At 60.0% G+C, this 25,923-nt stretch carries 22 protein-coding genes; 6 read left to right on the top strand and 16 right to left on the bottom strand.

The window, feature by feature from the left end; all coding sequences use genetic code 11:
- Window positions 1-167: 167 nt before the first annotated feature.
- Window positions 168-572 (top strand): hypothetical protein, encoded by a 405-nt coding sequence (locus QNM96_RS07995; protein WP_283835555.1) that lies wholly within the window; start codon window positions 168-170, stop codon window positions 570-572.
- A gap of 107 nt (window positions 573-679) precedes the next feature.
- Here QNM96_RS07995 and QNM96_RS08000 read toward each other — a convergent pair whose 3' ends face one another.
- From QNM96_RS08000 to QNM96_RS08010, 3 genes are all read right to left on the bottom strand, one after another.
- Window positions 680-1,765 (bottom strand): glycosyltransferase family 4 protein, encoded by a 1,086-nt coding sequence (locus QNM96_RS08000; protein ID WP_283835556.1) that lies wholly within the window; start codon window positions 1,763-1,765, stop codon window positions 680-682.
- Window positions 1,766-1,920: 155 nt separating this feature from the next.
- A complete protein-coding gene (locus tag QNM96_RS08005) occupies window positions 1,921-2,421 on the bottom strand; it encodes an ArsR family transcriptional regulator (RefSeq protein ID WP_283835557.1) in 501 nt (166 codons plus the stop codon).
- A 91-nt stretch (window positions 2,422-2,512) separates the two neighbouring features.
- On the bottom strand, window positions 2,513-3,955 hold the full coding sequence (locus QNM96_RS08010; RefSeq protein ID WP_283835558.1) for a sugar transferase: 1,443 nt from the start codon (window positions 3,953-3,955) through the stop codon (window positions 2,513-2,515).
- A gap of 984 nt (window positions 3,956-4,939) precedes the next feature.
- Between QNM96_RS08010 and QNM96_RS08015 the strand changes: the two genes are divergently transcribed.
- On the top strand, window positions 4,940-5,848 hold the full coding sequence (locus QNM96_RS08015) for a hypothetical protein (RefSeq protein WP_283835559.1): 909 nt from the start codon (window positions 4,940-4,942) through the stop codon (window positions 5,846-5,848).
- 386 nt (window positions 5,849-6,234) lie between these two features.
- Entirely contained in the window at window positions 6,235-8,088 is a 1,854-nt protein-coding gene (locus tag QNM96_RS08020; RefSeq protein WP_283835560.1) for an ATP-binding protein, read from the top strand.
- 133 nt (window positions 8,089-8,221) lie between these two features.
- On the opposite strand, the gene QNM96_RS08025 is transcribed toward QNM96_RS08020, so the two are convergent.
- The 3 genes from QNM96_RS08025 to QNM96_RS08035 form a co-directional block, all read right to left on the bottom strand.
- Window positions 8,222-9,127, bottom strand: a complete 906-nt coding sequence (locus QNM96_RS08025; protein ID WP_283835561.1) for a hypothetical protein — start codon at window positions 9,125-9,127, stop codon at window positions 8,222-8,224.
- Between the two features lie 328 nt (window positions 9,128-9,455).
- On the bottom strand, window positions 9,456-9,863 hold the full coding sequence (locus QNM96_RS08030; protein ID WP_283835562.1) for a response regulator: 408 nt from the start codon (window positions 9,861-9,863) through the stop codon (window positions 9,456-9,458).
- Window positions 9,864-10,004: 141 nt separating this feature from the next.
- Window positions 10,005-11,807, bottom strand: coding sequence for a PAS domain S-box protein (locus QNM96_RS08035; protein ID WP_283835563.1), 1,803 nt, complete (start codon window positions 11,805-11,807; stop codon window positions 10,005-10,007).
- A 299-nt stretch (window positions 11,808-12,106) separates the two neighbouring features.
- Between QNM96_RS08035 and QNM96_RS08040 the strand changes: the two genes are divergently transcribed.
- Entirely contained in the window at window positions 12,107-12,556 is a 450-nt protein-coding gene (locus QNM96_RS08040) for a universal stress protein (RefSeq protein ID WP_283835564.1), read from the top strand.
- A gap of 138 nt (window positions 12,557-12,694) precedes the next feature.
- Here the strand turns inward: QNM96_RS08040 and QNM96_RS08045 are convergent, their stop codons facing one another.
- The 3 genes from QNM96_RS08045 to QNM96_RS08055 form a co-directional block, all read right to left on the bottom strand.
- Window positions 12,695-13,207, bottom strand: coding sequence for a hypothetical protein (locus QNM96_RS08045; RefSeq protein WP_283835658.1), 513 nt, complete (start codon window positions 13,205-13,207; stop codon window positions 12,695-12,697).
- Between the two features lie 386 nt (window positions 13,208-13,593).
- On the bottom strand, window positions 13,594-14,094 hold the full coding sequence (locus tag QNM96_RS08050; RefSeq protein ID WP_283835566.1) for a hypothetical protein: 501 nt from the start codon (window positions 14,092-14,094) through the stop codon (window positions 13,594-13,596).
- A gap of 333 nt (window positions 14,095-14,427) precedes the next feature.
- Window positions 14,428-14,988: an isoprenylcysteine carboxylmethyltransferase family protein gene (locus QNM96_RS08055; RefSeq protein ID WP_283835568.1), complete on the bottom strand. Its 561-nt coding sequence runs from the start codon at window positions 14,986-14,988 to the stop codon at window positions 14,428-14,430.
- 558 nt (window positions 14,989-15,546) lie between these two features.
- Here QNM96_RS08055 and QNM96_RS08060 point away from each other — a divergent pair.
- Window positions 15,547-16,221, top strand: a complete 675-nt coding sequence (locus QNM96_RS08060; protein ID WP_283835569.1) for a helix-turn-helix domain-containing protein — start codon at window positions 15,547-15,549, stop codon at window positions 16,219-16,221.
- 777 nt (window positions 16,222-16,998) lie between these two features.
- Here QNM96_RS08060 and QNM96_RS08065 read toward each other — a convergent pair.
- The 3 genes from QNM96_RS08065 to QNM96_RS08075 form a co-directional block, all read right to left on the bottom strand.
- Window positions 16,999-18,078, bottom strand: coding sequence for a hypothetical protein (locus QNM96_RS08065; protein ID WP_283835570.1), 1,080 nt, complete (start codon window positions 18,076-18,078; stop codon window positions 16,999-17,001).
- Window positions 18,079-18,237: 159 nt separating this feature from the next.
- Window positions 18,238-19,041, bottom strand: a complete 804-nt coding sequence (locus tag QNM96_RS08070) for a helix-turn-helix domain-containing protein (protein WP_283835571.1) — start codon at window positions 19,039-19,041, stop codon at window positions 18,238-18,240.
- Window positions 19,038-22,241 carry an MMPL family transporter gene (locus tag QNM96_RS08075; RefSeq protein ID WP_283835572.1) on the bottom strand — a complete coding sequence of 1,068 codons (3,204 nt, stop codon included), beginning with the start codon at window positions 22,239-22,241 and terminating at the stop codon, window positions 19,038-19,040. The genes QNM96_RS08070 and QNM96_RS08075 overlap by 4 nt, the downstream gene beginning before the upstream one ends.
- Window positions 22,242-22,567: 326 nt before the next feature.
- On the opposite strand from QNM96_RS08075, the gene QNM96_RS08080 reads away from it, so the two are divergent.
- Complete coding sequence (locus tag QNM96_RS08080; RefSeq protein WP_283835573.1) at window positions 22,568-22,981, top strand: VOC family protein; 414 nt, start codon at window positions 22,568-22,570, stop codon at window positions 22,979-22,981.
- A gap of 83 nt (window positions 22,982-23,064) precedes the next feature.
- On the opposite strand, the gene QNM96_RS08085 is transcribed toward QNM96_RS08080, so the two are convergent.
- From QNM96_RS08085 to QNM96_RS08100, 4 genes are all read right to left on the bottom strand, one after another.
- Window positions 23,065-23,799 (bottom strand): MBL fold metallo-hydrolase, encoded by a 735-nt coding sequence (locus QNM96_RS08085; protein WP_283835574.1) that lies wholly within the window; start codon window positions 23,797-23,799, stop codon window positions 23,065-23,067.
- Between the two features lie 172 nt (window positions 23,800-23,971).
- Window positions 23,972-24,178: a hypothetical protein gene (locus QNM96_RS08090; RefSeq protein ID WP_283835575.1), complete on the bottom strand. Its 207-nt coding sequence runs from the start codon at window positions 24,176-24,178 to the stop codon at window positions 23,972-23,974.
- Between the two features lie 116 nt (window positions 24,179-24,294).
- Entirely contained in the window at window positions 24,295-24,921 is a 627-nt protein-coding gene (locus tag QNM96_RS08095; RefSeq protein ID WP_283835576.1) for a hypothetical protein, read from the bottom strand.
- Window positions 24,921-25,829 (bottom strand): RsmB/NOP family class I SAM-dependent RNA methyltransferase, encoded by a 909-nt coding sequence (locus tag QNM96_RS08100; protein WP_283835577.1) that lies wholly within the window; start codon window positions 25,827-25,829, stop codon window positions 24,921-24,923. The genes QNM96_RS08095 and QNM96_RS08100 overlap by 1 nt, the downstream gene beginning before the upstream one ends.
- Window positions 25,830-25,923 lie beyond the last annotated feature (94 nt).

Raw genomic sequence — 25,923 nt, forward strand, 5'->3', positions numbered from 1 at the left:
ATATCTATTACAGAGTGCTGAAAATGTAAAGCATAGTTTTATGTCTATAAGAAATATAATTGGGAACAACGGGATACTGGATCACGTAACGATCCACGAATGAAACGTGACCCGGTGATGGAGACACCGGGTCCGCGAGAAGCTCCCGTAACCACACTACGGAAGCCATGTCAGATGACGATTCACGGGAACTTGAAACTCCCGACCGAACCAAATCGACTCGAGCCGACGAAGACACCACTAACGATACAGACACGACCACCAATACAGCCCACCACACAGATACCGACCGCGGGTCCTATAGCGACCGCCTCGAGACCATCGATCGAACTGCGCGGCGACTCCTCGAGGATGTCCGAGCCGACGAGAGTCTCGAGACCCGCGTCGTCGCGCGTCATCTCCGAGAGATTTGTGCGGAAGTCGAGTGCATCGAGCGCGAGCTTCGATCCGACGCGGACGTGCCGATGGTTCGACGAAGCGGGAGCGGGACGCGGTCGGCTCTCGGCCCGGAGCCGGCTGCCTTCGAGCGCTGGGAACGCGACCGAACGGAGGGTGAGGAAAATGGGGAGTGAGACGGGTCACGACGGGACAACTCGAGGGCAACGAACTCCAACTCGGATAAGACACACTCCAACTCGAGTAACACCGAAACGCACGCCAACATTCAAGCAGGCAAAATTCACTCCACAATCGACGCCAGCACCGCCGTTGTCCGGTCCACCGTCTCCGTCCATGCCTGTGACCCTCCGTCAGCCGACCCACCGGCCTCGAGCGACTCGAGAAGCCTGCTCGAAAACCCATCCACATCACCGATCTCGAACGTCCGCCCGTTCGGGCCGAGCGCGCTCGAGATCTGCTCGAGGTTCGAGGCGACCACGGGCGTTCCCGAGGACTGGGCTTCGAGGACGGTCCGCGGGAGCCCTTCGGCGCGACTCGGAAGGACGAGAACGTCCGCGCTCCGATACACCTTCGGCATCTCGTCGTAGGAAAGGTGCCCGAGAAACTGCACGGAGTCACGAATCCCCAACTCGGCTGCCAGCGTCTCTAACTCCTCGCGTAACGCGCCGGACCCGCACAGAGATAGCGTCGCGTCGGGATAGCGATCCAGAACGTCGACCAGCGCACGAATTGCATCTTCGGGTCGCTTCCCCTCGACCAATCTGCCGACGAACAACAGCGCGGGTCCCGTCGATGTAATCCGTTCACTCTCCGCACCGGTCGGCGTGAACCGCTCCGTATCGATCCCGTTCGAAACGACCTCGATCCGACTCGAGACGCCGAACTCCCGTACCCGCCGTTTATCGGTCTCAGTATAACAAAACACCACGTCGGCCCGGTTGAACGTCCACCGTCCGAGACTCCGCAGGTACAGGTTGAACACCCATTGTGGCGCGTTCTGTGAGTACAGCCCGTGGTTCGTGATCGCGAGCGGAATATCTCCCACAAATCGCTTCAACGCGGCCAGGTTCGTCGCGAAGTACAGATGGGAGTGAGCGTGCATCACGTCGAAATCGTCGGCTCCAGCCAGATACCGCGCCAGCCCCGGACTGATATCGTTGCCCAACAGCTTCACAGCCGGATCGTATCGAACCAGAGTATACCCGTCCCGTTCTTCGACGTGCGGTAACTCGGGATCGGTTCGAACCGTCGCCACCGTCACGTCGTGGCCCATCGCGGCCTGATCGCGACTCATCGCGTGGACGTGGTAGGGACCGCCGCCTTTTACGTCCGGATAGATCTTCTGTGCAATACGAAGGATCCGCATTAGGTACTGATTCTCAACTCTCCTGTTATGTTATTCGGTTCGAAACACCGAGAGAGTTCGGTGGTCGGTGCGTGAAAAATAACCGTTCACAGCTACTGAGCCGAACCACCCTCGAGGAAACCATCTCTTATGGAGCGGAATACACGATCGATATCCTAGTCAACGGGATCAAGATCTGGCTCGTCGAACTCGAGTGCTTTCCCAACAGTTTCGGGAAGCTTAGGGCGCGGTGCCGACTCGTGGCGTTCAATTTTCTCGGTTTTGCGGGTCTTCTCATAGAGGGCGCGGGCGACTGGGAGGCCGCGCAGATACTTGTACTCGTGAAGAATCTCGACGCCTCGCTCCGTGAAGCCGTAGAACTGTGAGGCAAGAGCGCGTTTCTCCTCGCTCGGTTCGTGCGTATAGCGTGCGAGGATTCCGGCCTCGATCAGCGTCTCCAGTTGGTCTTTGATGGCTGCCTGGCTCTTCCCGATCATATACTCGAGTTCGGCGAGAGACATAAGGTGGGCGGGATGACCCAGAAGCTCCTGGATGATGAGGTGACGCGTATCCTGTGACAGCAGCTTGAACAGTCGCTGCTGTTCCGCAAACGGCCCCAAATCGGCCGTTCCGCTGTGGCTCTCGCTAATACGTGTCTCTACAAGTAGCGACGCCATAATTACCTGTCCTCGTAGCATCCACTTTATTACGAAGCTCGAGACAAGATCGACAATTCACAGGGAAAGCGGACTGAGTGCCCGACAACTGCTACCGGATCGTCGCCCACGTGTCCCGACACACTTTCCAGATCTGTCGGAGCACAATCTTCAGGTCGAACCAGAACGACTGTCGGCGGATGTACTCGAGGTCGTAACGCAACTTCGCATCGGGCTTGGTGCTGTTCGCATCGTTCACTTGCGCCAGTCCGGTCAAACCGGGCTTGACGAACCAGCGCTTTCGCCAGGACGTCGTCTCACGCTCGATGACCTGCTCCTCGTCGGTCCAGGCCGCTCGCGGGCCGACGACGCTCATTCGGCCCAGCAGGATCGCCATCAGCTGCGGGAGTTCGTCCAGGTGGGTCTTCCGGAGCACGCGCCCGACTCGAGTGATACGGTCGTTTTCCTCGTCTTCGGACGGGTTAGCAGACTCGCCCTCCGGAACCATCGTTCGGAACTTCGAGACGGTAAACGTCTCGCCGAAGCCGGCGGTCCGCTCCTGACTGTACAGCGCCGGGCCCGGGCTGTCGAGCGTGATCGCCAGCGCGATCAGAATCATTAGCGGGGCGAACACGATCATGCCGACGAGCGCGAACGCCACGTCGAACACCCGTTTGAACATGTAATCCAGCGGGTCCCAGGGCTCGAGGTCGACATCGACCAACTCCCCGATTTCGTCCTCCGAAACGAGCACGCTGTCGGCGTACTCGCGGTGGACCTTCGCGTCGACGCCGTGCTCGAAACAGGCGTCCAGCGATCCGAAGAACTCGGCCCGATCGGGCTGGTGGAACGCGAGCACGACGGTGTCGACGTCGTACTCGACGAGGATGTCTTCGATCCGCGAGAGGCCACCGAGTCGTTCCAGACTACTGTGTCTGCCGTACTCGAGGAGGACTTCCTCACCTTCCTGCACCCCGCCATCGGGGACGGCCTCGATGCCGGCTCCCTCCTCGACTCCCTGGGACGAACGGATGTTCGTGGGACAGAGATAGCCCAGCACGGGGCCGGCTACCTGGGGCGTGATCTGGTGGATCTGGTCCGGATCGTCGCCGACGATCAGCGTCCGGCCCGGATCGCCGCTGGGTCGGCGTCGCATCCAGACGAACCACAGTGGCATCGCGATCGACAGCAAGCCGACGACCATCACGAGGGTTGCTCGAGGCAGGCGGTGGGACCACTTGAAAAAGCCGAAGGTGGCGATGGCGAGTCCGCCGGTGACCACTCGTTTTTGGGTCAAAAGGATCGTATCGAGGACGCGACGCGGCCGGGGCTTGTAAAGCGGGATCAGACACCCGAGCATGACGACCGAACAGAGAAAGATGGCCCACAGAAAGAGGCTTCCGCCGAGCGTCTGGACCTCCAGTCGATTGAACAGGGGAACGTAGCTCGTGAAGAACTGTTGGGTGACTGAATGGTTTGCAATGAACACGGCGGCTACGGTCAGACCGACCACTCCGACAGCACTGACGACTCGATAGCGCCATCCAGTCAGCATGCGTTTCAGAGATCAGACGGATCGTATATAACACCTGTTGTATTCCCATCGGTCAGATTTGGTGTTGTGTCATCATCTTTTCGGCCGACGGCTATCGCTCGAGAGAACTCGGACAATACAGTGAGAAACGGACACGTATTGTCGGCTCGGGATATCCGCGCAGTCGTGTTGTTTGGTCCCCATGAAACGGAGAACGCTCGTACGTCTCTCCGACGAGGTACTCGCCGGGGACGATCCGGAATGTCCTGACGAACGGCACGATTAGCTCGTGAACGCACGCGGCTACCCCGTTTTATCCCGACCAGCCGACGGGCCGGTGGTGAGTAACGCCGTGTCCCCGGCTGAAACAATCCGGGACAAACTGAGGGGAGAACCCGGAACCGAACCCGATAGCCCACATGATCCTGAACTGCCGGCCGATCAGCTCCGAGGCCGGCTCCAGAACGCGTTCTGGACCAGCGGGAACTCGAATGATCGCCGGGGGTGGCTTCCCCTGGCCCAGGTGCTGTTAGGTGCGCTTTCATCCGCCGGTGAGCGCGAGTCGTCACAACGCGGAAGGCGGTGAGCAGATTCGGCGAACTGTGCGTTCGCACGGGCGACGGTCGTCTCGAGCATTCGCCCCGTCGTACGTCAGAACGGAGATTGCCTTCGACGCGAGCGCCCCTGCTAGCGATTTTCCGTCTCGAGTCGAGGTATCCGTCGGCGGCGTGACGGTCTGGAACGAATTGGGACTCCAGCAACACACCTCCTGGACGGACCCATTCTCCGATCCGAATAACCACTACTGCTGAAAGACGAACACGTCATTTTATATATTCTTATTTCCCAATCCTACATGAGAGTCAACCGGAGGACGGAGATTGGGGGTAAGAAAGCATCGAGGCACGCACGAAACGATGAGCGAACTGCTCACGGCGATCTCCTTCATCACGGGAGAAGCATAGAGTGTACCGGAACCCACGGTTAAAATAGCAACATCAATACATGTCATCAAACACTTACGTAAGCAAAGTTAGACAGTATCTATCGCGACAAGGGTGGGAAACGACAACCACCCAGGTACAGGAGGGAGTCGTCCTGTTCAAGGGCACTCGAGCGGACTCGGAACCGAACACGTGTGCGGGGCTCGTCGTAACAGCGCCCGAACCGACCACCACCACGACCCATCTCGAGTATCTCGTCAAGACCTGCCGGGAAAATCAGATTAACAACGTGCTGTTGTCCCACACGGTCGGGATCTCCAACGATGCCAGACGGGCCGCAGACAACTACGACGTGGAGGTTATCGATTCCGATCAGCTCGGCGGGACTTCAGGCGGTCTCGATCAGGGGTCGCTGTCGTCGGATACCCAGCCACCGACACAACCGTCATCTGGTCCCCAGGGAGTCTCGGATATCCTCTCACAATCGAGCACACAGAGACGCCTCGTAAACGGAGTCGGAATCTTCGCCGTTGCCGGCATCGGGTTTGGCCTGACCAGTACGTTCAGTGCCCGACTGTTACTCGATGGTTCGGCGTTCGGTCAATTGCTAGGGGTTACGCTTATTTTGTTCGTGCTCGCGGTGATGCTTTTTTCCGGGCCGGTGTTCGGAGTGATCACCGGCTTACTCGCAGCGAGAGACATCTCGAAGACGCGAGAGTCGATGATTACGGCCGCTGCGACCGGCACGATCGGCTACGTTGTAATGACGGTTCTGGGAGCGGTGATTACGCTTACGTTCCTGCCCAGTTCCGATAGCGGTGAGACGAGCGAGCCCGAACCGAACGGACAGGAAGCAGGCGGAAGCGAGCTCCAGTTGCTCGAGGTCGGTGAACTCGTGGTTCCACTCGTTGTGATGGCGATTCCTGTCGGGATCGTGGCCGCCGGAGTCGTCTACGTTCGACACCGGTAACTGCGGAACGCCTCGTTTCCGTAGTGCAGCTGAAAATCGCGCGTTCGCGATGAGCCGATTGGTAACAACAATACGTGCCCTCATCCGTCCGATGTATCCGATACGTATCGTTTCCCACCAGTACTATTTCATTTCATCTATGACACAAATTGTAAAGACGGATCAGAGTCGACCGGCACAAACTGGCGGAGAGATCGCGTCGATCCCGATGGAGCAATTCTTCCCGAGGACCTCTTTGAGAGGGTTTTTGCAAAATTAGCTCGGGTTCTGAGTGACCAGTAATCGAAGTGGATTCGGTGTGAGGTGAACGAATAACAATTTCGCGTCGATCGACAAAATATCCATAACCCAAAGCGTTATTCAGGAATACATATACTAGTGCAATGATGACTCAGATCCGTGTGCTCTCCGTCGACGACGATCCGTCATTCGCGGATCTGACAGCGACGCACCTCGAGCGTGAGGGAGATCGAATGGAGGTCAGCACCGAAACGACCGTCGAAGACGCGGTAGCTGTCCTCGAGGGGAACGCCTCCGACATCGATTGTATCGTAAGCGAGTACGAGCTGTCCGAACGGGACGGCCTCGAGTTCCTGCAGACGGTTCGACGGGAGTACGGAGATCTCCCGTTTATCCTCTTCACCGGGACCGGGAGCGAGAAGGTCGCCAGCGACGCGATCACCGCCGGCGTCACCGATTATCTCCCGAAGGGGAGCGTCGAACAGTTTTCGCAGTTGGCGACCCAGATCCACGACGGCGTCGAGAGACATCGCGCCAGACGGGCAGCCGAGCGCTCCGAGCGGCAACTGCAGGAACTCGCCGAGAAATCGAACGACATGCTGTGGATGTCTTCTAGCGACTGGCAGGAGCTGATTTTCGTCAGCAACGCCGTCGAAGATCTGTTCGGTCTTACGCCCGACCAGCTACGGAAGAACGCCCAACGGTTTCTCGAGACGATCCATTCGGCGGATCGAGAGCGGGTTCGGGATGCGATGGACCGACTATCCGCGGGCCACTCCGTCGATATCGAATGTCGTGTCACTGGAATCGAGGACGAAACCCGCTGGGTCTGGATGGACAGCAAACCGGTGTTCGACGACGACGGCACCGTCGAACGGACTGTCGGCTTCGTCCGGGATATCACCGAACACAAAGAGCGCGAGGAGGCGCTGCAGGCGCTCAACGATGTCGCGGTCGATCTCAACACCGCCGGAACGGAGACGGATATCTTCGGCCGAACGATCGACGCGAGCGAGGACATCCTCGAGTTCGATCTGAGCGTGATCGACACCGAGGAAGACGGCCGACTCACCAAAGCGGCGATCTCCGAAAACATCGCGCAGGCCGAGACGGCGTCGATGTCGATCGAAGAAGGGATCGCCGGCAAAACGTACCGCACCGGCGAATCGATGTTGATCGAAGATATCGCCGACATCCCGGAAGCCAACCCGCAGGGGCCGTTTCAGTCGGGGATCAGCATCCCGGTCGACACCTACGGCGTCTTCCAAGCCGTCGCAGAGGAGCCCGGACTGTTCGACGAAACCGATCTCGAACTCGCCGAACTCTTGGTCAGTCACACCATCAGCGCGTTAGATCGCCTTGAGCGCGAACAACAGCTCCAGTACCAGAACGATCGACTCGAGAAGTTCACGCAGATCGTCTCGCACGATCTTAGAAACCCGTTGAACGTCCTCGACGGGTCGCTCGAACTCGCGAGCGAGGAGTGTGACTCACCGCACATCGAGACCGCGACGGAGATGGTCACCCGCATGGAGGCGATTATCGAAGACACGCTCACGCTCACCGCCGAGGGGACGCTCGTCAACGAAATGTCAACGGTAAATCTCGAGGCGATTACGCGGGACTGTTGGCAGACCGTCTCGACCGCGCAAGCCACGCTCACAGTCGATACCGACGCGGAGATCAGCGCCGCTCGGGGCCAGGTCTATCACATCTTCGAGAACGTCTTTCGAAACGCCATCGAACACGGCGGCTCCGAGGTGACGGTCCGCGTCGGCGATACCGCGGATGGATTTTATATCGAGGATGACGGCCGGGGGATTCCAGACCGGAAGCGCGAACAGGTGCTCGAGCTCGGCTATACGGACGGCGGCGGGTCCGGGTTCGGACTGGCCATCGTCGAGCAGATCGCCGAGGCTCACGGTTGGACGGTTCGAGTCACTGACGGAACGGACGGCGGTGCGCGGTTCGAGTTCGAGGGTGTCGAGAGCCAGCGATAAAGACGCCTCAAGCGTCGTCAGGACGGCATACGCCGGTGTAGTACCGCGAATCGGGAGCCAAAGAAACAACCCCCTGCAAACGGCTTCTATGAAGCGACGATATCGAATTTCAGAGCGAGTGATCCGAACGCGTTCACGACTCGGGAGAGTCGCCCGTGATCGTGCTTGGGGGAGTTTTGCTCACGTTAGTACTGGATCCGGCATCGATACTGGCGTCGCCGTCGATCGTACTGTTCCTAAGCGAGAGGTTCCCGTTGACGCCGGCATCGATAGCGACGTCGCCGTTGATTGTACTGTTGTTCATATTCAGTGTCCCATCTGATCCGGCATCGATTGTGACGTCGCCGTCGATCGTACTATTCCGTAGATCGATGATACCGTTAGTTGCGGGGACGACAAGGGTGACATCGCCATCGATTGCACTATTGCTCATATCCAGCGAACCGGACTGTGACCCCTCTATATACACGTCTCCCGAAACAGTCGTGTTCGGATTGATCGTCAGATGCGCGTTCATCGTCTCCACCACGACGTCACAGCTCGTGTCTCCGTGGAGCGTCGTCGGGGCGGTGTACTCGTCGACGCACGTCTCGTCGGCCGGTTCGCAGTGAACGTCGATATCCCGCTCTAACTCGACGGAGTTGTCGGGCCCCTCGGCGACGATCTGTAACGAGACGAGATCCGCCACAGTGGACGCACACGATAGCTCACCGACGATTGGTGCTCGCTCACCGGACGCCAGTGTCGTCGGTTGATTGGAACTGTCAAGGGTCAGTTGATCTCCGTCACCCGTCGTTATCTCGAAGGACGAGAGCGTCCCTGAGAACTCGTTCGTGACCGTCGCGAGTTCGACCTCCTCGCCTGCTTCCCCCGAAATATTCTCGTTAGGTTCGATTTTGAGCAGGGCCTCGTCATCGCTCGAGATGCCGAGATTGAACTGGCGAGACGCCTGGGCGACATCGAATGCCCCGCTCGCGTGGACCGCTCCGAGTCCGACCCCGCTGGCAGTAAGCATCGTCAGGATAGACCGGCGGCTCATCACCCCTGTCTTCCCTCGGGACCGTCTCCGTTTTCTGGACATTTTCGATACGCTAGATGTTCGTAGATACAACAACGGAATCCCGCCGGATCAGTGTTTCTATCGGGCAGATACCGACTCGGTGTTCAACTAACAGGACAAACGGCTGAATCGAACGAGACGCGCCGGCTGACTCGAGTCGCCCTTCCTCGGGCCCATCGGCGGACGAAAACGGGCCACGCGTTGGCCATGACGGTGGGAAAATGGACGTGTTCGCCCCTCGAGGGAATGCGTCTCGAGGGACCGGCGATGGATACTCCGTTCTGCCTCCGAAAGCAGCAGTGACGACTCAATTACCGACTGCTTCCGTAATACGTTGGGCTAGGACGGTGTACTGGTCGGCGTCGGTGCCTTTGTGTCGGAATTCGGTTGCACCTGCACGAAGCGCAGCGGTTTCGAGGCTCTCGGCAGGCTTGCCGGTGAACAGAATAAAGGGAAGATCGGGCGAGCGTGCCCGAACGAATTCCAGAAATTCCAGCCCGTCGTGGCCCGGCATATCGTAATCGCTGATCACGCAATCGATCGGCTGGGCATCGAGAACGTCGAGTGCATCTTCGACGGACGACTCCGTCGTCACTTCGATCAGGTCGCTCTCTCGCTCGAGGAAGATTGCGGCGAGGTCTACCAGTGCCTCGTCGTCGTCGACGTGTAACACCCGAATCGGATCGGACCGAGTAACTAATCCATTTCCTGACACGCTGTTCTCCTCTCTATCGAATATGTCCAATGGTGTCGTGATAACTCTACTGGCCCGAAAACCGCCGACTTCACGATCGGGAAACTGCATTGTCAGGCCGCTTGCGCCCGGTAGAGCGTCGAAGCAACCCGCAGCGAGCGCTCACGCCCGGTCGCTTTCGTCCACGGACTCGACGTTCGAGATCTCGAACAGCGCGCCACCAGCCGGCCCATCAGCGAGAGAGATCTCCCAATCGTGTGCCTGAACGACCTGCTCGACGATGCGCAACCCGAATCCGGTTCCGTCGGTAGCCGTCGAGTAGCCGGGCTCGAAGACGTCATCTCGGTGGGCCGAGGGAATACCGGGGCCGTCGTCCGCGACGAAAAAACCGGTCTCCGTCTGTCCGACGGTGACGGTAACGTCCCTTCCCCCGTGCTCGACCGCGTTGGCGAACAGATTTTCGAACAGCTGTCGGAGGCGATCCTCGTCGGCGGACACGGTTCGATCGGTTTCGACGATAAGCGTACCAGCGGCCGTCTCGACGGCGCTCCAACATCGCTCGACGAGCGGAGCCAGTTCGACGGGTTCGGCACTGATCGCGCTCGAGCCCTGCCGGGCGAGTGTGAGGAGGTCGTCGGTCAGCGTTTCCATCCGATGAAGTGCGTGGTCGATGTCGTCGAGCTGTTCGCTCTCGACTTCGCTTCGGAGTACCGTCAACCGACCCTGTGCGATCTGTAGCGGGTTTCGAAGGTCGTGCGAGACGGCGCTTGCGAACCGATTCAGGCGTTCGTTCTGCCGAACGAGATCCTCCTCCCGTTGTTTACGTTCGGTGATCTCGCGATCCATCGCGACGAACCGATCCTCCCCGTCAAGGTTGAGTCGCGTCAGGTGAATCTCGACCGGGAACGTCGAGCCGTCTTTCCGCTCCAGGACCCCTTCGAATCGCCGCGGCGAATTCGTGGGAAGATCGGTCCAGAACGCCCGTGCTTCGGACGGCTCTACGGTCGTATCGAGATCCCAAACGGCCTTTCCGACGAGTTCCTCCGGTTCGTATCCCAACTCGTCACAGAATCGCCGGTTGACGTCCCGTAATCTCCCCTCCGCATCGTGAATTCCGATAAGGTCCGGCGAGTTCTCGAACAACGCCTCGAGTCGGGCCTTACTCGAGCGGAGTTGCTCCTCGCGCTCCTTGTGAGCGGTAATATCGCGGATAGTCCCGACGATCCGCGAAACGTCGCCGTCGGAGTCAATGATGGGGGTCGCCTCCTCCCGCATCCAGCGCCGCGTCCCCTCCTCGAGAACGATTCGGTACTCGATGTCGTCGCGGTCGCCCCCGGAGAGTGTTTCCATAAACGATCGGACTCGGTCGCGATCCGCTGGCTGGATATGCTCGAGAAACGCCATCGGATCGTCGCTAATTTTTCGGATAGAACCGCCCCATTCGTCCTCGTACGCCGAGTTCATGAACAGAAGTTCGGTCCAATCGGCCGAAAACATGTAGAGGACTTCGTCGGTCTTCTCGACGATCCGGGCGAATTTCTCCTTGGTTGCTCTCGCGGATTGCCTCGTCTGATATTGCTCGACTGCGTTCTGGATCCTGTTGGTGAGAACGGCGTACTGACCGCTTCCGCCCCCCTTCTGTAGGTAGTCCGTGACGCCCGCGGAGATCGCCTCGCTTGCGATTTCCTCGCTTCCCTTTCCGGTGTACAGAATAAACGGCAGCTCCGGATGGTCGGCTCGAACCCGCTCGAGAAACTCGATCCCGTTGCACTCCGGCATATCGTAATCGGACACGACGCAATCGATATCCCTCTCGGCGAGGATCTCGAGTCCGTCCACAGGGCTGGTCGTGGTCCGAACCGCCAACTGCGGATCGTTCCGCTCTAAAAACGTTGCAACCATGTCGCAAAACGGCTGGTCATCGTCGACATGCAATACGGATATCGTGTCAGAATAAAGAGTCATGAACGAATACAGTTAGTGCACAGTTATCGGTTCCACCCGTAAAATTTGTCCTTCTGGAAAGGGAATTGTCACTTTTGCGAGAAGCCGATCCGATACGGTTCCGGCTCCCGTCGGAGTCCCGTTTGGGTCCCTCGAGACGGACGTCCGATCCGCCTGACCGTCGAGCGGAGATTCTGCCTTGTGTATTGTTTCGGATGGCGCGCGTGCCGGACGAGCGAACGGCCTCGAGTGCGAAAGAACTACGCTAGTAGCAAAAACTATACGAACGCCATCCGAAAGGCGAAATTAGAACACAAACGATGAATAACACAATAGTTATCCCAACGGACGGGAGCGAACACGCTGAATCCGCGGCCGAAGTTGGATTCGGTATCGCCACAACGATGAACGCGACCATCCACGCGCTGTCCGTCGGAGACGTGAACTTGACACAGATCTCCTCGATCGGCGGGGGACCGCCAAAAACGAAAGACGACGTCACGGATATCGCAGCCGAGTGGGCGACCGAACTTGCAGAACTGGCTCGAGCGGAGGGCCTCGAGGCGAAGGAGGTCGTCCGAACGGGAACGCCGGCCAGGGAGATCGCCGACTACGCCGAGGAGGTCGATGCCGATATGATCGTCATCGGAACCGCCGGTCGAAGCGGCATCGAGCGAATGGTCGTCGGGAGCGTCACCAACAAAGTCGTTCGAACGGCTCCCGTTCCGGTCGTTACCGTCCGACCCGATGGGACCGTCGATGCGGCCTAGGGCTTCGATCTTCGGGTCGCGACTCTCTGACAGCTCCGGAGAAGGTCGGGCTTTACGGGCACGACGAAACTCCGCACTCGCTGTCCGAAGGCGGGTTTTCGAGGACGGCGAACAGAAGCATCGAGGGCGAAAAGGAAGTTACGCGCCCTCGTCGGGTTCCGGTTCGGCGACGGCGGCCTCGAGGAGCGTCTGTCGGTCCGGAAAGTACGCCGGTGCGTCGCGATCGGCCTCGAACTGGACGAGCCGCTCGAGTGCCGCCTGGCTGTCGTCGGCGTCTCGTTGTAGCTCCGTGGCGAGTTCAGTGTAGGCCGATGCGAGTTCCTGAAACGCCTCCATCCGTACCTGCTTGGCTTCGACGATCGTCTGTTTTTCCTCGAGATCTGCTTCGAGCTCTTCGATAGCCGCGATATCCAGATCGGGGTCCTGACCGCCGGGAGCCGCCGCCGAGGACGGCGATTCGGGTTCGGTCACGGCGTCCGATCGGCCCTCGAGGCGAGTCCTGATCTCCGCCATTTCGTCGTCGATCTCGTCCAGTAACTCGTCGGCTTCTGCTCCCATCGTTTCGACGGCTCCGGAGAGAAGCCCCGCCTGCGTGCGGCAGTATTCGACGAGTTCGTCGACCGTCACCGTCTCCGCGTCGTCCTCGCCCATGCCCGACCGTTCGAACTCCGAGTGCAAGTCAGTTGGGACCGCCACGGTGATCGAGTGGCCCTTCATTTCAGACCGAACCGTCGATCGATCCCTTCGAGTTTCGTTACTCGATTTCCCCGTCCCTGAATCGGTCCCCGACGTCGAGAAGAAGCACGGTTCGCCGCGGCCGGCTATCGACGGCTGGGTTCGTCACCCGGAGACTGATCTACCGATACTGCTTCGTGGGGTCCGTTGAGTTGGCCTCCTCCACGCGGTGAACGACGTGGAATTAACCGCAATACGGCCGAAGTCGACGTTTCGCTTGGAGACAAGGGAGACGACGACCAACAGATTCGAGCAGTGGTCCGCGAGAACGGGATTCGTCCCTCAGGAACTATCGGACGTTCTCACCCGGCTAACCGAGTCAACACTCGAAAGAGAACGCCGTAGACCACCCCAAGTATTCCGCCGAAGATCACTAAGCCGACGAGGCTCGGTTGATGGACGTACGGGAGCGGTCGCTCGAGGCCGACGGCGAACCCCCACAGCGGTATCAGCGTCGCGACGAAAACACCCCAGAGCATCAGCCCGTACACTACCCCGGCCAGAGCGGTCACGGTCGGGAAGCCGGCGTACCGCTCGAGTACCCCCACCCCGGGTAGGTTGGTCGCGCTCAGCAGTGTTATCACGCCGAGAAAAAAGACCCCGGCGAAGATGCTATGAGCGGTGTGAATCAGCCACCCGACGTGAACTCCGTCCTGTCCGTAAAGAGCCGCGACGGACTCCATTCGTCCCGTTTCGTGTAACAACAGCCCGAAAGCGGCTCCTGCGATGAGTGCACCCACCACGGCGCTGGTGAACGCTTCGTTCTCCGCGTCTCGAATACCCACCGCTTGTTCGACGGCCATTCCTGCTGGAACCGACGGGTCGTCGTTCGATTGTTATGGGGAGAATACTGCGGCGTACCTGTTTGCGAGTGTTCCGTCCCGCCCCTGCTCGAATCCGCAGTGTGAGTTGCGTTTGCGACGGACTGTGAGAGCCAGAGACACTTGTACAGCGGTGTCCGATGATGGCACTCGAACTCGAGGGGGCGTGCTCCGCGTAACGCCGTCGAAAGAGCCAACGGAGTCGAGCGCGTTCGGCGCGTCCAAACCGAAAACCGATCGATAAAACGAGTCTCGGCGCGAGGAATCGAGGAAGAGAGCGATTCGCTCGAGGGATTGACGATCCACCACGCGTACTCACTCGCCTTCGAACTCCGTCTCCGACGACGGCGAATCGAGAGGCGGATCTCGACCCGCGATGGGAGTTGCTCCGAGCCGACCCGGCCCGGGGAACCATCGAGGAACCCGCTCGCAGTACTCCTCGTAGGCCTCGCCGTGTTTGTCCGCGAGGTGTGGCTCTTCGTACTCGAGCACGCGCCGATGAAACCCGAGCCAGCAGACGACGCCCCACCAGAGGACGTGGAGCGATTTGTACCGGACGGCCTGGCCGCCGATGGCCAGCACGACGCCGAGGTACATCGGATTTCGTGAGTACGCGTAGACACCGCCTGTGACGAGTTCCGGAGGTTCGTCGCTCGGCGACGGCGTTCCCGAGCCCTCGGTTACAAATCGCCCCGCCGTGTGCAGGTACAGAACGATTCCGGAGACGAGCAACGCGTAGCCGACCGTTCGCACGCTTCGGCGCTTGAGGGTCGGTGATCGGCGATCGTACCGAGCCAGCACTCGGGGGACGAGCCCCGCGACCGTTCCGGGAACGAGGACCGAAAAGACCGCCGTTTTCAGGAGCGGTGATACCATACGACCACCTCGACGCACACAACGAAAATAGTACGGCTCGATTCGGAGGGCATACCCGTGTGTGCCAGCCAGCTATCGGCAATAAATAACATAGTGTGCCAGCCAGCTACCTCGACGGATAACACAGTGTGCCAGCCGGCTCCCGCCAGCGGCTGTCGTGAGAGTATCGGCCCAACCGCCGGTGCCAACGACATCACTGTGCCGGCCTGCCACTACTACCATACGATCTCATTTCACAAGACCCGGGGCCAAATGGTGAACAAACGTGCGCGGTTGTCGGGGTGTAGTAACCGGTTCCTAACACAGACAATTATATTAATCCACATGTTGACTTAAATGACCGGAGTACCCAAGCCCGTTCATCAACCGGCTTGGCGCTGTTCGTTCGCATCAGTTCGATCCCAACAGAACGGGACACCGTCGATGGTCACATCTCTCGTTCGTCCCAACGGCAGGATCGACTGGACTACCCATGATACAATTCGAGTCCCACCCAGATCGCGTCAGTAGTATGAACACCCACTCGGACTCGAAAGTTACGTCCGGGGGTGGAGACAGATGACGACGATCGCAGAGATCACGATCACAGCGGCTGACTTCGCGCTCGCCGAGACGTGTCAGTCGAATCCGGATCTCGAGCTTCGAGTCGAGAGCGTGGTCGGAGAAGGGCAACAAACGATGCCGCTCGTGTGGTTCTCGAACACCGAACGCGACGAGTTAGAGACCGCACTGACGAACGATCCGACGGTAGGCGGTTTCCAACAACTGCTAACCAGTTCCGACGGCGCGGAATGGCTCTACCGCCTCGAGTACGATTCGGCGGTCGCGGATCGATGTAACTGCGTCTTCGAGTACGACGGGGCGATACTCGACGCGCAGGTTTCCGACGGTCAGTGGACGCTCAGACTGCTCTTTCCGCGACGAGAGAGCCTTTCGAGTGCGATGGAGGCCATCGAACGCTACGACGTCGTCGTCGACGTTCGGCGCATGGTCGAGGCGGGTCGAAACGCTGACCTCGAGGCGACCGCCGCACTAACGGAACCACAGCGTGAAGCGATCGCCGAGGCCTACCAGCAGGGATACTACGACGTCCCGCGAGAGATTTCTCTGGAGGAACTCGCTCGAGAACTGAACATCTCTCACCAGGCGCTCTCCGAACGACTCCGCCGAGCGAACCGCGTGCTCGCCGGGGAGCAACTGAACCAACCTCGAGGCGAGATTATCCGGAACTGAGTGCAGTCCCTCGCCGATAGAACCGGCCCTGTCAATAGCTGAATGACGCGATTTGCTTTCCTGTCGATTCAACGATTACTTCTCGAGTGGTGGGGCATGTCTCGTATTCGATGCTCCGAGAAAGGAATCCATACATCAGAGAGACAGTTTAACGGCCGGTGTTGACTGATCTGTCCCTCTTCGGCTTCGCGAACGAACGTGTTAGTTCTCACGCTAGTCTCGCTGTAGTGACGGATCGGCCAGCATACAGGAACTGTAGTGAAACACCCACGAAGGTTCTCCGCTCCCTGACGCGATAGCAGCCGGTGTATATATAGGTGCGAGTTCGTGGTGGTGACGGTGTGGACACCCCGTGATCGCCCGAAGATCACACTGTCCACGTCGATAGCGAGAGCTGTCTGCAAGCGTCGGGGCCGGTCGAACGGCTCCGATCGTTTCGCCCTGTGAGCGCCGGTCACCCTCTCCGGAGGGTGTTCGATCCGGCTGTTTCCCGGAAACAGTCCGCACCGAACTGATGGCCAACGACAGCATCGGGAGAGCGATCTTTCGTCGAGCGGGTATAACTGGCTGAAAGGAGTTTATCTAGTCAACGAGCATTGTTGTCCTCTGAACGGATTCGACGGCGAACGGGTGGAATCCGACGGCAATAACAGAGAGTTGGAAGGACGTCCGATAGCGACATCGGACGGGTTTTCGATCCGTTCCGCATGTTCTAGAACCAATCCTCGGTCGTGATTCTCCTTTTCTAGCGTTGAAATTCGCCGATGGACGGACCGATCAGAAGTACGCCTGCGTCTGGACGGTACCCGTCACGGTTACCGTTCGGCCGTCTTCCTCGACCGAGTAGTCCTCGAGGGTCGCAAATTCGTCGGTGATATCTCGGTTCCGGCGGACGTATTCTTCGACGTCGTCTGCCACCGCATACCGCTCCAAATCGAACAAGAAGACGGTAGAAACGTCCGTCGTCTGCCCGTCGATCGACTCGGCGCTCGTTCCGCCCAGCAGTCCCGTACGCCAGTCGTTTTCCTCTTGTTCGTCCTCCGTTTCCTCGGAATCGTCATCGAATTCGAGCAAGAACCCGGAATTGACGTGTCCCTGGTCGAACTGCGACAACAGTTCGTTGGCATCGTCATCATCAGTGAGCCGGTAGGAGCCCTCGACGTTTGCGTCGATGACGATTTCGAGCGTCTCGAGGAGGTCGATATCCCCCTGATCGGACGTGACCTGGACGATCGTTTCGCCGGAGACACCGTACACCGCGTCGAAAGTTTCATAGAAGTCAAACCCTTCGTACTGGCCCTCATCCGTGAGATTGTCGTCGGCCCAGCTTTCGAGGTTCTCCTCAATCTCCTCGGGATCGAACGAGCCGCCGATAACGTCCACGCTGATGCTAGAGCTTTGCGATTCAGTTGCTTCGGACTGACTGCCGAACGATGTCTGTGTGTGAGTAAACTCCCAGTCCCACGTCATGGACTGGGTCAGTTGCCAGTCGATTTCGGACGCGGGCGCGCTCACTCGAGACCGAAGTCGGGAAACCGACCCTCCCTCGAGCGGTCCGTAATCGTCGAGTTCGTCCGCGTTATCGAAGATCGCTTCGGGAACCGCACTTTCGAAGCTCACCTCGGAGCGGTTTCCATCCGAAAACTCGAAGTCTTCGACCCGATCTTCGTACTGGCTCGTGTCCAGTATCTCCTCGAGCGTCGGATCGACGAGCCAGTTGCCGATCGGTACACTATCGTACTCGTCACTGAGAAACGGAACGCTTCCAGTACAGCCGGCCAATCCGGCGATACCCACCGCTGCAATGCCTGTGCTACTGTGCCGGATGAGATCCCGGCGTGATAGGTCTTCCCCCATACTCACCACGGTTACAATCAACTTGAATAACAATTCCGATTCAAGTGAAACTCAGAATTATTGACGATAAAATAGGTTTATTATTTATATACGGATACTATTGCGCGGCAACTCCTCGTTCACGTCGCACTGTTACTGGGCATACCGCCCTGTCGATACTCAGGCCGCTCGCTCGAGCGTCTCTTCGTTCGCTTCGATCAACTGGATCAGGACCGAGGCGAACAGCGATTCGACGCTCCAGATCGCGGTTTCACTGCCGTCGTCGTCGACGACGCTAAGGAGAATACTGTTGTCGTCGACGACCGCGATTCGACCGGAGCGTTCGTCCTCCGCTCGCGGCTCCGATGGCTCGTAGACGCGAACGTTCTCGCGGGCCTCGAGCCGGTCACGAACAGGTTCCGAACTGCTGAACGCGGTTACCGATACGCCGCCGGTCGCACGCTCTTCGAGGACCTGTTCGATCGACGAATCGAGCAGGCTCGGGAGGCGAGCGGCGAAGACGATTCGCTCCTCGGCGTTCGCCAGCAGATCGGCGACCCGATCGTTGATCCGGCGGCTTCCCCGAACGGTCCAGATCTCCTCGGTGGTTTCCTCCGCGGGGGTATCTTCCTGCACCCGTTCGACGTACTCGAGCGCGCGCTCTTGTTCGTTTTCGAACCGTTCGCGAAGCGTCTCTCGAGCTTCTTCGACGCTGACCGGCCGATACCGAATCGGACTTGCGTGATGGACCTCGAGAAGTCCCCGTTGCTCGAGGTTTTCTGCGACGCTGTATACCTGCGATCGGGGAACGTCGGTAATCTCGGCGATGTCCCGGGCCGTTCCCGAGCCGAGGCGGTGGAGTGCGATGAAGACCTTGGCCTCGTAACCGGTGAGTCCGAGGCGTTCGAACGCGTCGACGGCGGCTCCCTGGTCGTTGGAACCGGTCTCATCACCGCCGCGCGCTTCGTCGCTTCCGGTCGTCATTCGTTCTTACCCCCGCCGATATTCGCGTCCGACTCCTCGGACTCGACCCGGCCCCCGTCGCTCGCGGCCGGGGTCGACGTCGGACTCCGAGAGGGATCGAAGGAGACGTCCGGGCCGAAATACCGCGTCCAGAGCACGAGCAAGGTGGGCAAGACGACGACGCTCGCGAGGAACGCGTACGTGATCGTCAGTGCGGTGATGATGCCGAACTGTCTGAGCACGGGCAGGATGGCGAACGCCAGCGTTCCGAAGCCACCGACCGTCGTCGCCGCGCTGCCAAGCAGTGCGCCGCCGGTTCCGGTCACGGTCGTTCGCATCGCGTGCCAGACGTTCCCCTGGCGCTCGAGCTCGAGCGTGTACCGCGCGCTGATGTGGATGCTGTAGGCGACGCCGAGCCCGATCGTCAGGCTCGTGATCATTCCGGTCAGGACGTTAAAGGGCATCCCGATGAGGTACATCGTTCCGAGGATCCAGCTCACGGCGAACGCCACCGGCAGGAGCGTCACCGCACCGAGGGTCGCGCTGTTACCCGTGAGCCGGTAGGCCGCCGAGAGGAAGACGAAGACGGAGACGAGCGTGATCATCAGACTCTGCAGGACGGTATCCAGGAGGTCCTGCTCGACGACGTAGTTGACGACAGGGTCGCCGGTCGCGATGGCGCTCCAGCGCTCGTCCGGATCGGTGACGAACTGATCGCCGCCCCCGCCGCTATCGCCGATCCCTGCCGCGATCTCGCGCATCTCATCGGTCGTATCCTCGAAAGCGGCGTCGCCGTCGGTGGCCACGACGAGCCGGATCGACTCGTACTCACCGTCGGCGTTGCGATGGATGACTTCGTTCGCCGCGTCTTCGTCCACCTCGAACAGCTCGTCGTACAGCGCGGAGACGTTCTCGTCGGGAACGTCGTCACCCGTCGTATCCGCCGCGGTGAACGACTCATTGAACGACTCGTTCTGGGCGGCGACGTCTTCCATCACCGAAAGCGGGCTCTGAACGTCGGCCTCGCCGTTGGGAAGCGTGTACGCGACGTCGCTCTCCGAAGCGTCCTCTTCGGCCGCGTGGATACGCTCTAGCGTCTCGTCGTGGGCGACATCACCCTGGGTTAGTATCTGTGCCTGAGAATCCTCCCGCTGGAAGTTCTCGTTGACGTACTCGAGGTCGTCGGTCGCCTGATACTCGCCGGGGCTCATCGGCCCGGGCAGGTTCTCCGTCCACCCCGGCGGACTCTCGGCGAGGAAGTCCTCCTCGTCGAAACTCGTGTCGACCTGACTCGCGCCGTAGACGCCGCCCGCGGTGAGCAACAGGACCGCCACGAGGAGGATTACCGGCGCTTTTCTGGCCGCGGTCGAACCGACCGTGAGAACGTCGCTGAACCGGCCCTCACCCGTCCCGAACGCTCGTTTCCGGCGATCGTAGCCGCGGGACTCGAGGAACGTGTCGATCTCGATTTTCGCCGCCGGAACGAGGCCGCCGAAGACGATCAACGCGGCGACGATACCGACCGAACTCACGATGCCGAACTCCTGGATAGGACCGATCGGACTCACGAGATTCGCGAGGAAACCGATCGCGGTCGTCGCGGTGACCCAGACGAGCGCGACGCCGACGCCCGCGAGGGCGATGGTCATCGAGCCCCGAACCGTGTCCGTGACGCCGTCGGCCTCCCCTTGCTCATCCGGGGTGCGTTGCACCCCGCGTTGCTCTCGATGGCGCATAAAGACGTGAATCGCGTAGTCAATAGAGAGCCCGATGAGCAAGACGGGGACGGCGACGAACATCTGATTGAACGAAATCCCAACCCAGCCCATGAAACCGAACGTCCAGACCAGGACGGCTCCGATTCCCGCGACGCCGAGGACGATGTCGATCGGATCTCGGTAGGCGACCAGCAGGGCACCGACGACGAACAACAGTGCGAGCGGTCCGACGATCGCCAGACTGTCCTCCATCGAGCCGTCGATCTCGTCGGTGAGAATGCCGCCGCCGAAGACGATGTACTCGCCGGCCATTTCGTCGTCGTACTCGCCCGCGAGTTCCCGAATGTCGAGTTGGCTGTCGACGATTTCGTCGTCGACAGCACCCATCTCCGCGTCGACGCCACCGTCGGCCGACTGCGTGATCGACGTCATCCGAGCGTCGGCGTCCGTCGAGCCCGGCTCGTAGGACGACGCCATGAGTCCGAGTGCGTCGTTGTTGCCTTCGTCGTCGTCGAGCGTCTGTTCGACGATATCCTCGAATGCCTCGTCGTCGAGCTCCTCGAGCGCCTCGATCTGTTCGTCGAGCGACGGCTGGTCGTCTTCTTCGCCGCCTTCACCACCCGCTTCGAGCTCCTCCTGGTCTTCCTCGAGCTGTTCGGAGTCCTCCTCGAGTTGGGCGTACTCGTCTTCGAGAACCCCCATCGTCGCGGCGGTGTAGACGCCCTCCATCTGCTCCGTGGCTTCCTCGTAGGCGTCCTGCTCCGTGGCTTCCTCGCCGTACTCGGCCTCGAGCTGTACGAGCTGTGCCTCGATATCTCGAGCGTCGTCAGCCGCCTGTTCGAACTGGGTGGTCTGTTCGTCGTCGAGACCAACTGTGGCCTCCTCTATCGCCTCGTCGAAATCACTCTCCAGTGTTTCGGCCTGTTGTTCGTACTCGGGATCATCCGGGTCGGTCGTCGCGTTCAGCTCCTCGTAGTCCCGCTGGGTATCTCGCACGTCGTCGATCCCTTGCTCGAGTTGCTCGCTCGTCGCGTCAAGTTCTGCGCTTCGGTTCTCGATCTCCTCGCCCCGCTCCTCGAGTTCGGTGACCTGTTGGTTGGTGATCGCGGCGAACGCGACCATGTTTTCGACGCCGAATATCGGATCGTCCTCGACGAGGGTCTCGTTGATCGACTCGTTCTCCTGGAGCTGTTCCTGGAACTCGAGCGATTCGATCAGCGACTCCTGCGTGAGGACGCTCTCGCCGGCCTGATCGCCGTCGTGCTCGTTTGTATAGATTAGCTGGAGACTCGTCGTGTTCTCGGACTCCTCAACGGTGAAGTTGTCATCGATGTACTCCTGGGCCTGTCCTTCGGGCGAGTCGCTCTCGAACTGGTCGAGCGAGGAATCGTCGTCGACCATCGTCGCTCCCGCGCCCACGAGCGCGGTCAAGAGCAAGAGGACGACGAGGACGATTTTGGTGTGCGTCGTTACGATATCGGCGAGACGTTCGGGAACGCTCATCGAGACGGACCTCCGGAGACGGGTGGGAAATCGGCGGAAACCATTCTGTTGTTACGATCCTACAAAACGCTCGCTCAAGTACTTATTGGGAATCTAACACTATTGTGAAAGTCACAACTGTTGATAATTCGGGAGAAAGCGCGCCAACAGTAGCGCATACAGCAATCACAATTATATTTGGAGAAACCATCACCAAAATATGACATACCAATCGATCGAGTCAACGTGCCGTTCGGGTTCGAAACTGCGTCTTCAGGTGAGGCCATTCGTCAGGAATAGCGCTCGCGCTGGGTAACAAAAATATCGGCGGCGAACACAGTACGTCCATGGGTCACGATCACGCAGATCCCGAGTACGCCGGACGACTCCATCACGTCGAACTCTCCGCGTCGAATCTCGAGCGGGCGGTCGATTTCTGGGAGTGGTGGCTGGGCGAACTCGGTTACGAACCGAAAAGCGAGTGGGACGGAGGCCGTTCCTGGACCAATGGGTCGTTGTATATCGTCCTCGTGCAAGCCGAGGACACCGACCACCCGTTCGATCGCCGGGCTCCCGGGTTGGACCACCTCGCCTTTCACGCCCGTTCACGCCGACAGGTCGACGAGTTCACGGCGGGCGTTCGAAACCGGTCGGATGCAACCGTTCTCTTCGAAGATCAACACCCCTACGCCGGCGGCTACTACGCGCTCTACTGTGAGGGACCGGACGGGATGAAGATCGAACTCGTCGGGCCCGAGTGAGTCCACCGAGTTCCGAAGGAGTTCCGACCGAATGTGACAATCCCCAGATCTCGAGGATCCTCTCCGTCGAGGAGCCGCCAAAATCACGTAATCGTGACCGTCTGAAGGTCCTTGGCGAATCGAACGTCGCCGTCGTACTCGGCCGAAATGGACTCGAGCATCTCCTCGTGACGACCCTCGGTGTGGGGATAGAGGTGGGTCAGATAGACGCGTCCGATATCCGAGCCGGCGAGTTCCGCGCCGAGTTTCTCGGGCGTCGGGTGGTTCGACACGTCGACGTCGTCGGGGAACGAACAGTCGTGGAGCAAAATGGCGCATTCCTCGGCGAAGTTCACCAGTCCGGCGAAGGCCTCGCTGTCGCCGCTGAACGTGAACCGATCGTCGAATCGATAGGCGAGACAGGGCAGTGAATGTCGGGTTTCGTAAGCCGAAACGTCGAACCCGGCAACGTCGAAATCGCCGGCGACGACCTCCCTGACCTGCAACTCGAGTTTGTCCTGCATGTACTCGTGAACCTCGAGAAGCCCGTCGATCATCGCCTTCGTCCCCTGTGGACCGACGATCTCCAAGGTCTCCTCGCCCGCGAGCCAGCGGGCTTTCATTAGCGGGAGCAGATCGGCGACGTGGTCCAGGTGGTGGTGGGTGAGCAGGACGCTCGAGATTTCTTCGTAGCCGATCCCCGATTGTTGGAGCCGGTGGAGGACGCCCGATCCGCAGTCGATCAGGAGCGTGTGTTCGTCCTCCTGTACGACGATCCCCGTCTGGAATCGCTCGCCGGTAGGCATTGCACTTCCCGTCCCGAGAAAGGTCACTCGCATGGTCGGCTCGACACCGCCCTGCCCGATAAACGTGGCTCTCTGCAACCCCGTGTGAGGCGGGCCGCTCGGTTCGTCCCGGTAAACGGTGATGGACTCGAGCAACGATGCCTCTCGAGTAGGATTACCTCTCCAGTAACAGGGGCCCTATTATCCCGCCAATTCGGCCGCTCGGTCAGTGCGTGTCGATGTGATGGACCGCTTCGGGAGACAGCAGGCGACCCGTCGGGAGCTTGACCCATCCGTTCGCGAGGATCCGGACACGGCCTTCGTGAAGAACTGTTTCGCCGTCGATATCGCCGTAGACGACGGCGTCCTCATATTCTTGCTCGAGAAACTCGGCGAGATCAAAGTCGACGGCAGACTCGGTTGAGAGGACCATAAGATACCATCGAATTGAACGGTCAAAAATGTGACTGAGGCGGGTAGAACTTTGACCGAGAGTGGACTGAGACTTCGACCGGACTCCCGTTCGAGTTCCATTCCTCAGAGAGGCCCTTAGCGCGCGTCAGAGACGGATCGCTGGCGACCCTTCGGCACGACCGACTGCAGTTCGCCGTGGACGTAGAGTCCGACACCGAGGGGCTCGAGCTTCCCTCCTTCGACGGCATCGCCGTCTCGCCCCGGTCGCCCCTCCGGCTCGACCCCGATCTCGTGGGCGGCGATCAGGTACCCCCAGTCGCCGTCCCACTCGAGTTCCTGATCCTGGCCGTCGGTGAACGCTCGAGCTTCCTCCCGAGAGAGTTCGATGACGCAGTCGGTCGCGTACGGACCGAACCGCTGGACCGCGTCGGTCGTCGGCTTCCAGTGTTCCTGACGCGTTCGCAGACAGGTCATCCCGATCGCTTCGATCTCGATCGGCGAGGGAGCTTCGCCCGCGTAGACCCAGATCTTGCCCGCGCCCTTCTCCCAGAAAGTGTACTCGTCGAAGGTCTCCGGCGGAATCCCGAAGCGGTCGTGGAAGTACTCGATGACTTCCTCCCGACTCGCCCGCCCTTCGACCCGACGCTCGTCTGCGGTCGCCGGTAATCGATCAAATCGATAACCGACGTTCTCCTCGAGTTCGCCGCTCTCGGGCGTTTCGCTCGCACGCTCGTCGTCGCCCTCCGAACGCTCTCCAGCCATCACGCGGTCACCTCCAGTTTCGCGACGAAAAAGCCACCAGTATCGTTCTGGTGGGGGTAGATCCGCGCGGCATTCTCGAGTGACGAATCGAACTCCTCGTCGTCCCAGCTCTCGAGGCCGGACGAGTGCTCGAGGGCGAGGTCGAAGTCGACGACTTCGCAAGATTCGGTCTCGAGGGCGTGCTGAACGACGGCCTCGTTCTCCTCGGGGGCGAACGTACACGTCGAGTAGACGACGGTGCCACCCTCTCGAGTCGTCTGGATCGCCCGTCGAAGGATCCCCTTCTGAATGCCCGCGACGGAGTGAAGGTGGTCCTCGGACCAGTCCTCGAGTGCGTCCGGGTTCTTTCGAATGGTTCCCTCGCACGAACACGGGGCGTCGACGAGCGCCCGATCGAAGGAATCGAAGTCGAACGGCTTCATCGAAAAGTTTCTGGCGTCTTGATTAGTCACCGCCAGGCTCGTCGCGCCGAGTCGTTCCGCGTTGAATCGGAGCGCCGAGAGTCGTCCGAGATTGTTGTCGTTCGCGACGACCGTTCCTTGGTCGTCCATCAGCGCCGCGATCTGGGTCGTCTTCCCGCCCGGCGCGCCGCAGGCGTCCCAGACGCGCTCACCGGGTTGGGGGTCCAACACGCCCGCCGGCACCGCCGAGACTTCCTCCTGTCCGTAGGTGAACCCGTGAAACGACGTCCACGTCGATCCCGGCGAATCGGTCTCGAGGGTCAATACGCGCGGGTTCCAGTCGGCCTGTTCGTACGCGACGCCCGTCTCCTCGAGCACCGCGATCGTTCGGTCGACCGACGCCTTGATTGTGTTCACACGGACGGCCGTCCCGAGCGGCCGCCGGCACGCCTCGAGAAACGCCTCGAAATCGTCGATAATCGGTCGATACCGCTCGAATGGCTCCATTGCACCCTCTTTCGTTCGCACCTCGTTTGTGGGTTTCGAACCGCCGGCGAGAGCCCGATTCGACCGCCATCCGATCCGTTCGGCGTCGATTTGC

The organism is Halostagnicola sp. A-GB9-2 (assembly GCF_030068615.1).
Taxonomy (GTDB): domain Archaea; phylum Halobacteriota; class Halobacteria; order Halobacteriales; family Natrialbaceae; genus Halostagnicola.

Coding starts and splice junctions, on each gene's coding strand:
- QNM96_RS08070 (WP_283835571.1), bottom strand. CDS start 19,041: ATGACGACCGGAAGCGACGAAGCGCGCGGCGGTGATGAGACCGGTTCC.
- QNM96_RS08015 (WP_283835559.1), top strand. CDS start 4,940: ATGTCATCAAACACTTACGTAAGCAAAGTTAGACAGTATCTATCGCGA.
- QNM96_RS08035 (WP_283835563.1), bottom strand. CDS start 11,807: ATGACTCTTTATTCTGACACGATATCCGTATTGCATGTCGACGATGAC.
- QNM96_RS08095 (WP_283835576.1), bottom strand. CDS start 24,921: ATGGCTGGAGAGCGTTCGGAGGGCGACGACGAGCGTGCGAGCGAAACG.
- QNM96_RS08100 (WP_283835577.1), bottom strand. CDS start 25,829: ATGGAGCCATTCGAGCGGTATCGACCGATTATCGACGATTTCGAGGCG.
- QNM96_RS08025 (WP_283835561.1), bottom strand. CDS start 9,127: ATGAGCCGCCGGTCTATCCTGACGATGCTTACTGCCAGCGGGGTCGGA.
- QNM96_RS08000 (WP_283835556.1), bottom strand. CDS start 1,765: ATGCGGATCCTTCGTATTGCACAGAAGATCTATCCGGACGTAAAAGGC.
- QNM96_RS08040 (WP_283835564.1), top strand. CDS start 12,107: ATGAATAACACAATAGTTATCCCAACGGACGGGAGCGAACACGCTGAA.
- QNM96_RS08090 (WP_283835575.1), bottom strand. CDS start 24,178: ATGGTCCTCTCAACCGAGTCTGCCGTCGACTTTGATCTCGCCGAGTTT.
- QNM96_RS08020 (WP_283835560.1), top strand. CDS start 6,235: ATGACTCAGATCCGTGTGCTCTCCGTCGACGACGATCCGTCATTCGCG.
- QNM96_RS08065 (WP_283835570.1), bottom strand. CDS start 18,078: ATGGGGGAAGACCTATCACGCCGGGATCTCATCCGGCACAGTAGCACA.
- QNM96_RS08045 (WP_283835658.1), bottom strand. CDS start 13,207: ATGGGCGAGGACGACGCGGAGACGGTGACGGTCGACGAACTCGTCGAA.
- QNM96_RS08085 (WP_283835574.1), bottom strand. CDS start 23,799: ATGCGAGTGACCTTTCTCGGGACGGGAAGTGCAATGCCTACCGGCGAG.
- QNM96_RS08060 (WP_283835569.1), top strand. CDS start 15,547: ATGACGACGATCGCAGAGATCACGATCACAGCGGCTGACTTCGCGCTC.
- QNM96_RS08080 (WP_283835573.1), top strand. CDS start 22,568: ATGGGTCACGATCACGCAGATCCCGAGTACGCCGGACGACTCCATCAC.
- QNM96_RS08075 (WP_283835572.1), bottom strand. CDS start 22,241: ATGAGCGTTCCCGAACGTCTCGCCGATATCGTAACGACGCACACCAAA.
- QNM96_RS08010 (WP_283835558.1), bottom strand. CDS start 3,955: ATGCTGACTGGATGGCGCTATCGAGTCGTCAGTGCTGTCGGAGTGGTC.
- QNM96_RS08005 (WP_283835557.1), bottom strand. CDS start 2,421: ATGGCGTCGCTACTTGTAGAGACACGTATTAGCGAGAGCCACAGCGGA.
- QNM96_RS07995 (WP_283835555.1), top strand. CDS start 168: ATGTCAGATGACGATTCACGGGAACTTGAAACTCCCGACCGAACCAAA.
- QNM96_RS08055 (WP_283835568.1), bottom strand. CDS start 14,988: ATGGTATCACCGCTCCTGAAAACGGCGGTCTTTTCGGTCCTCGTTCCC.
- QNM96_RS08050 (WP_283835566.1), bottom strand. CDS start 14,094: ATGGCCGTCGAACAAGCGGTGGGTATTCGAGACGCGGAGAACGAAGCG.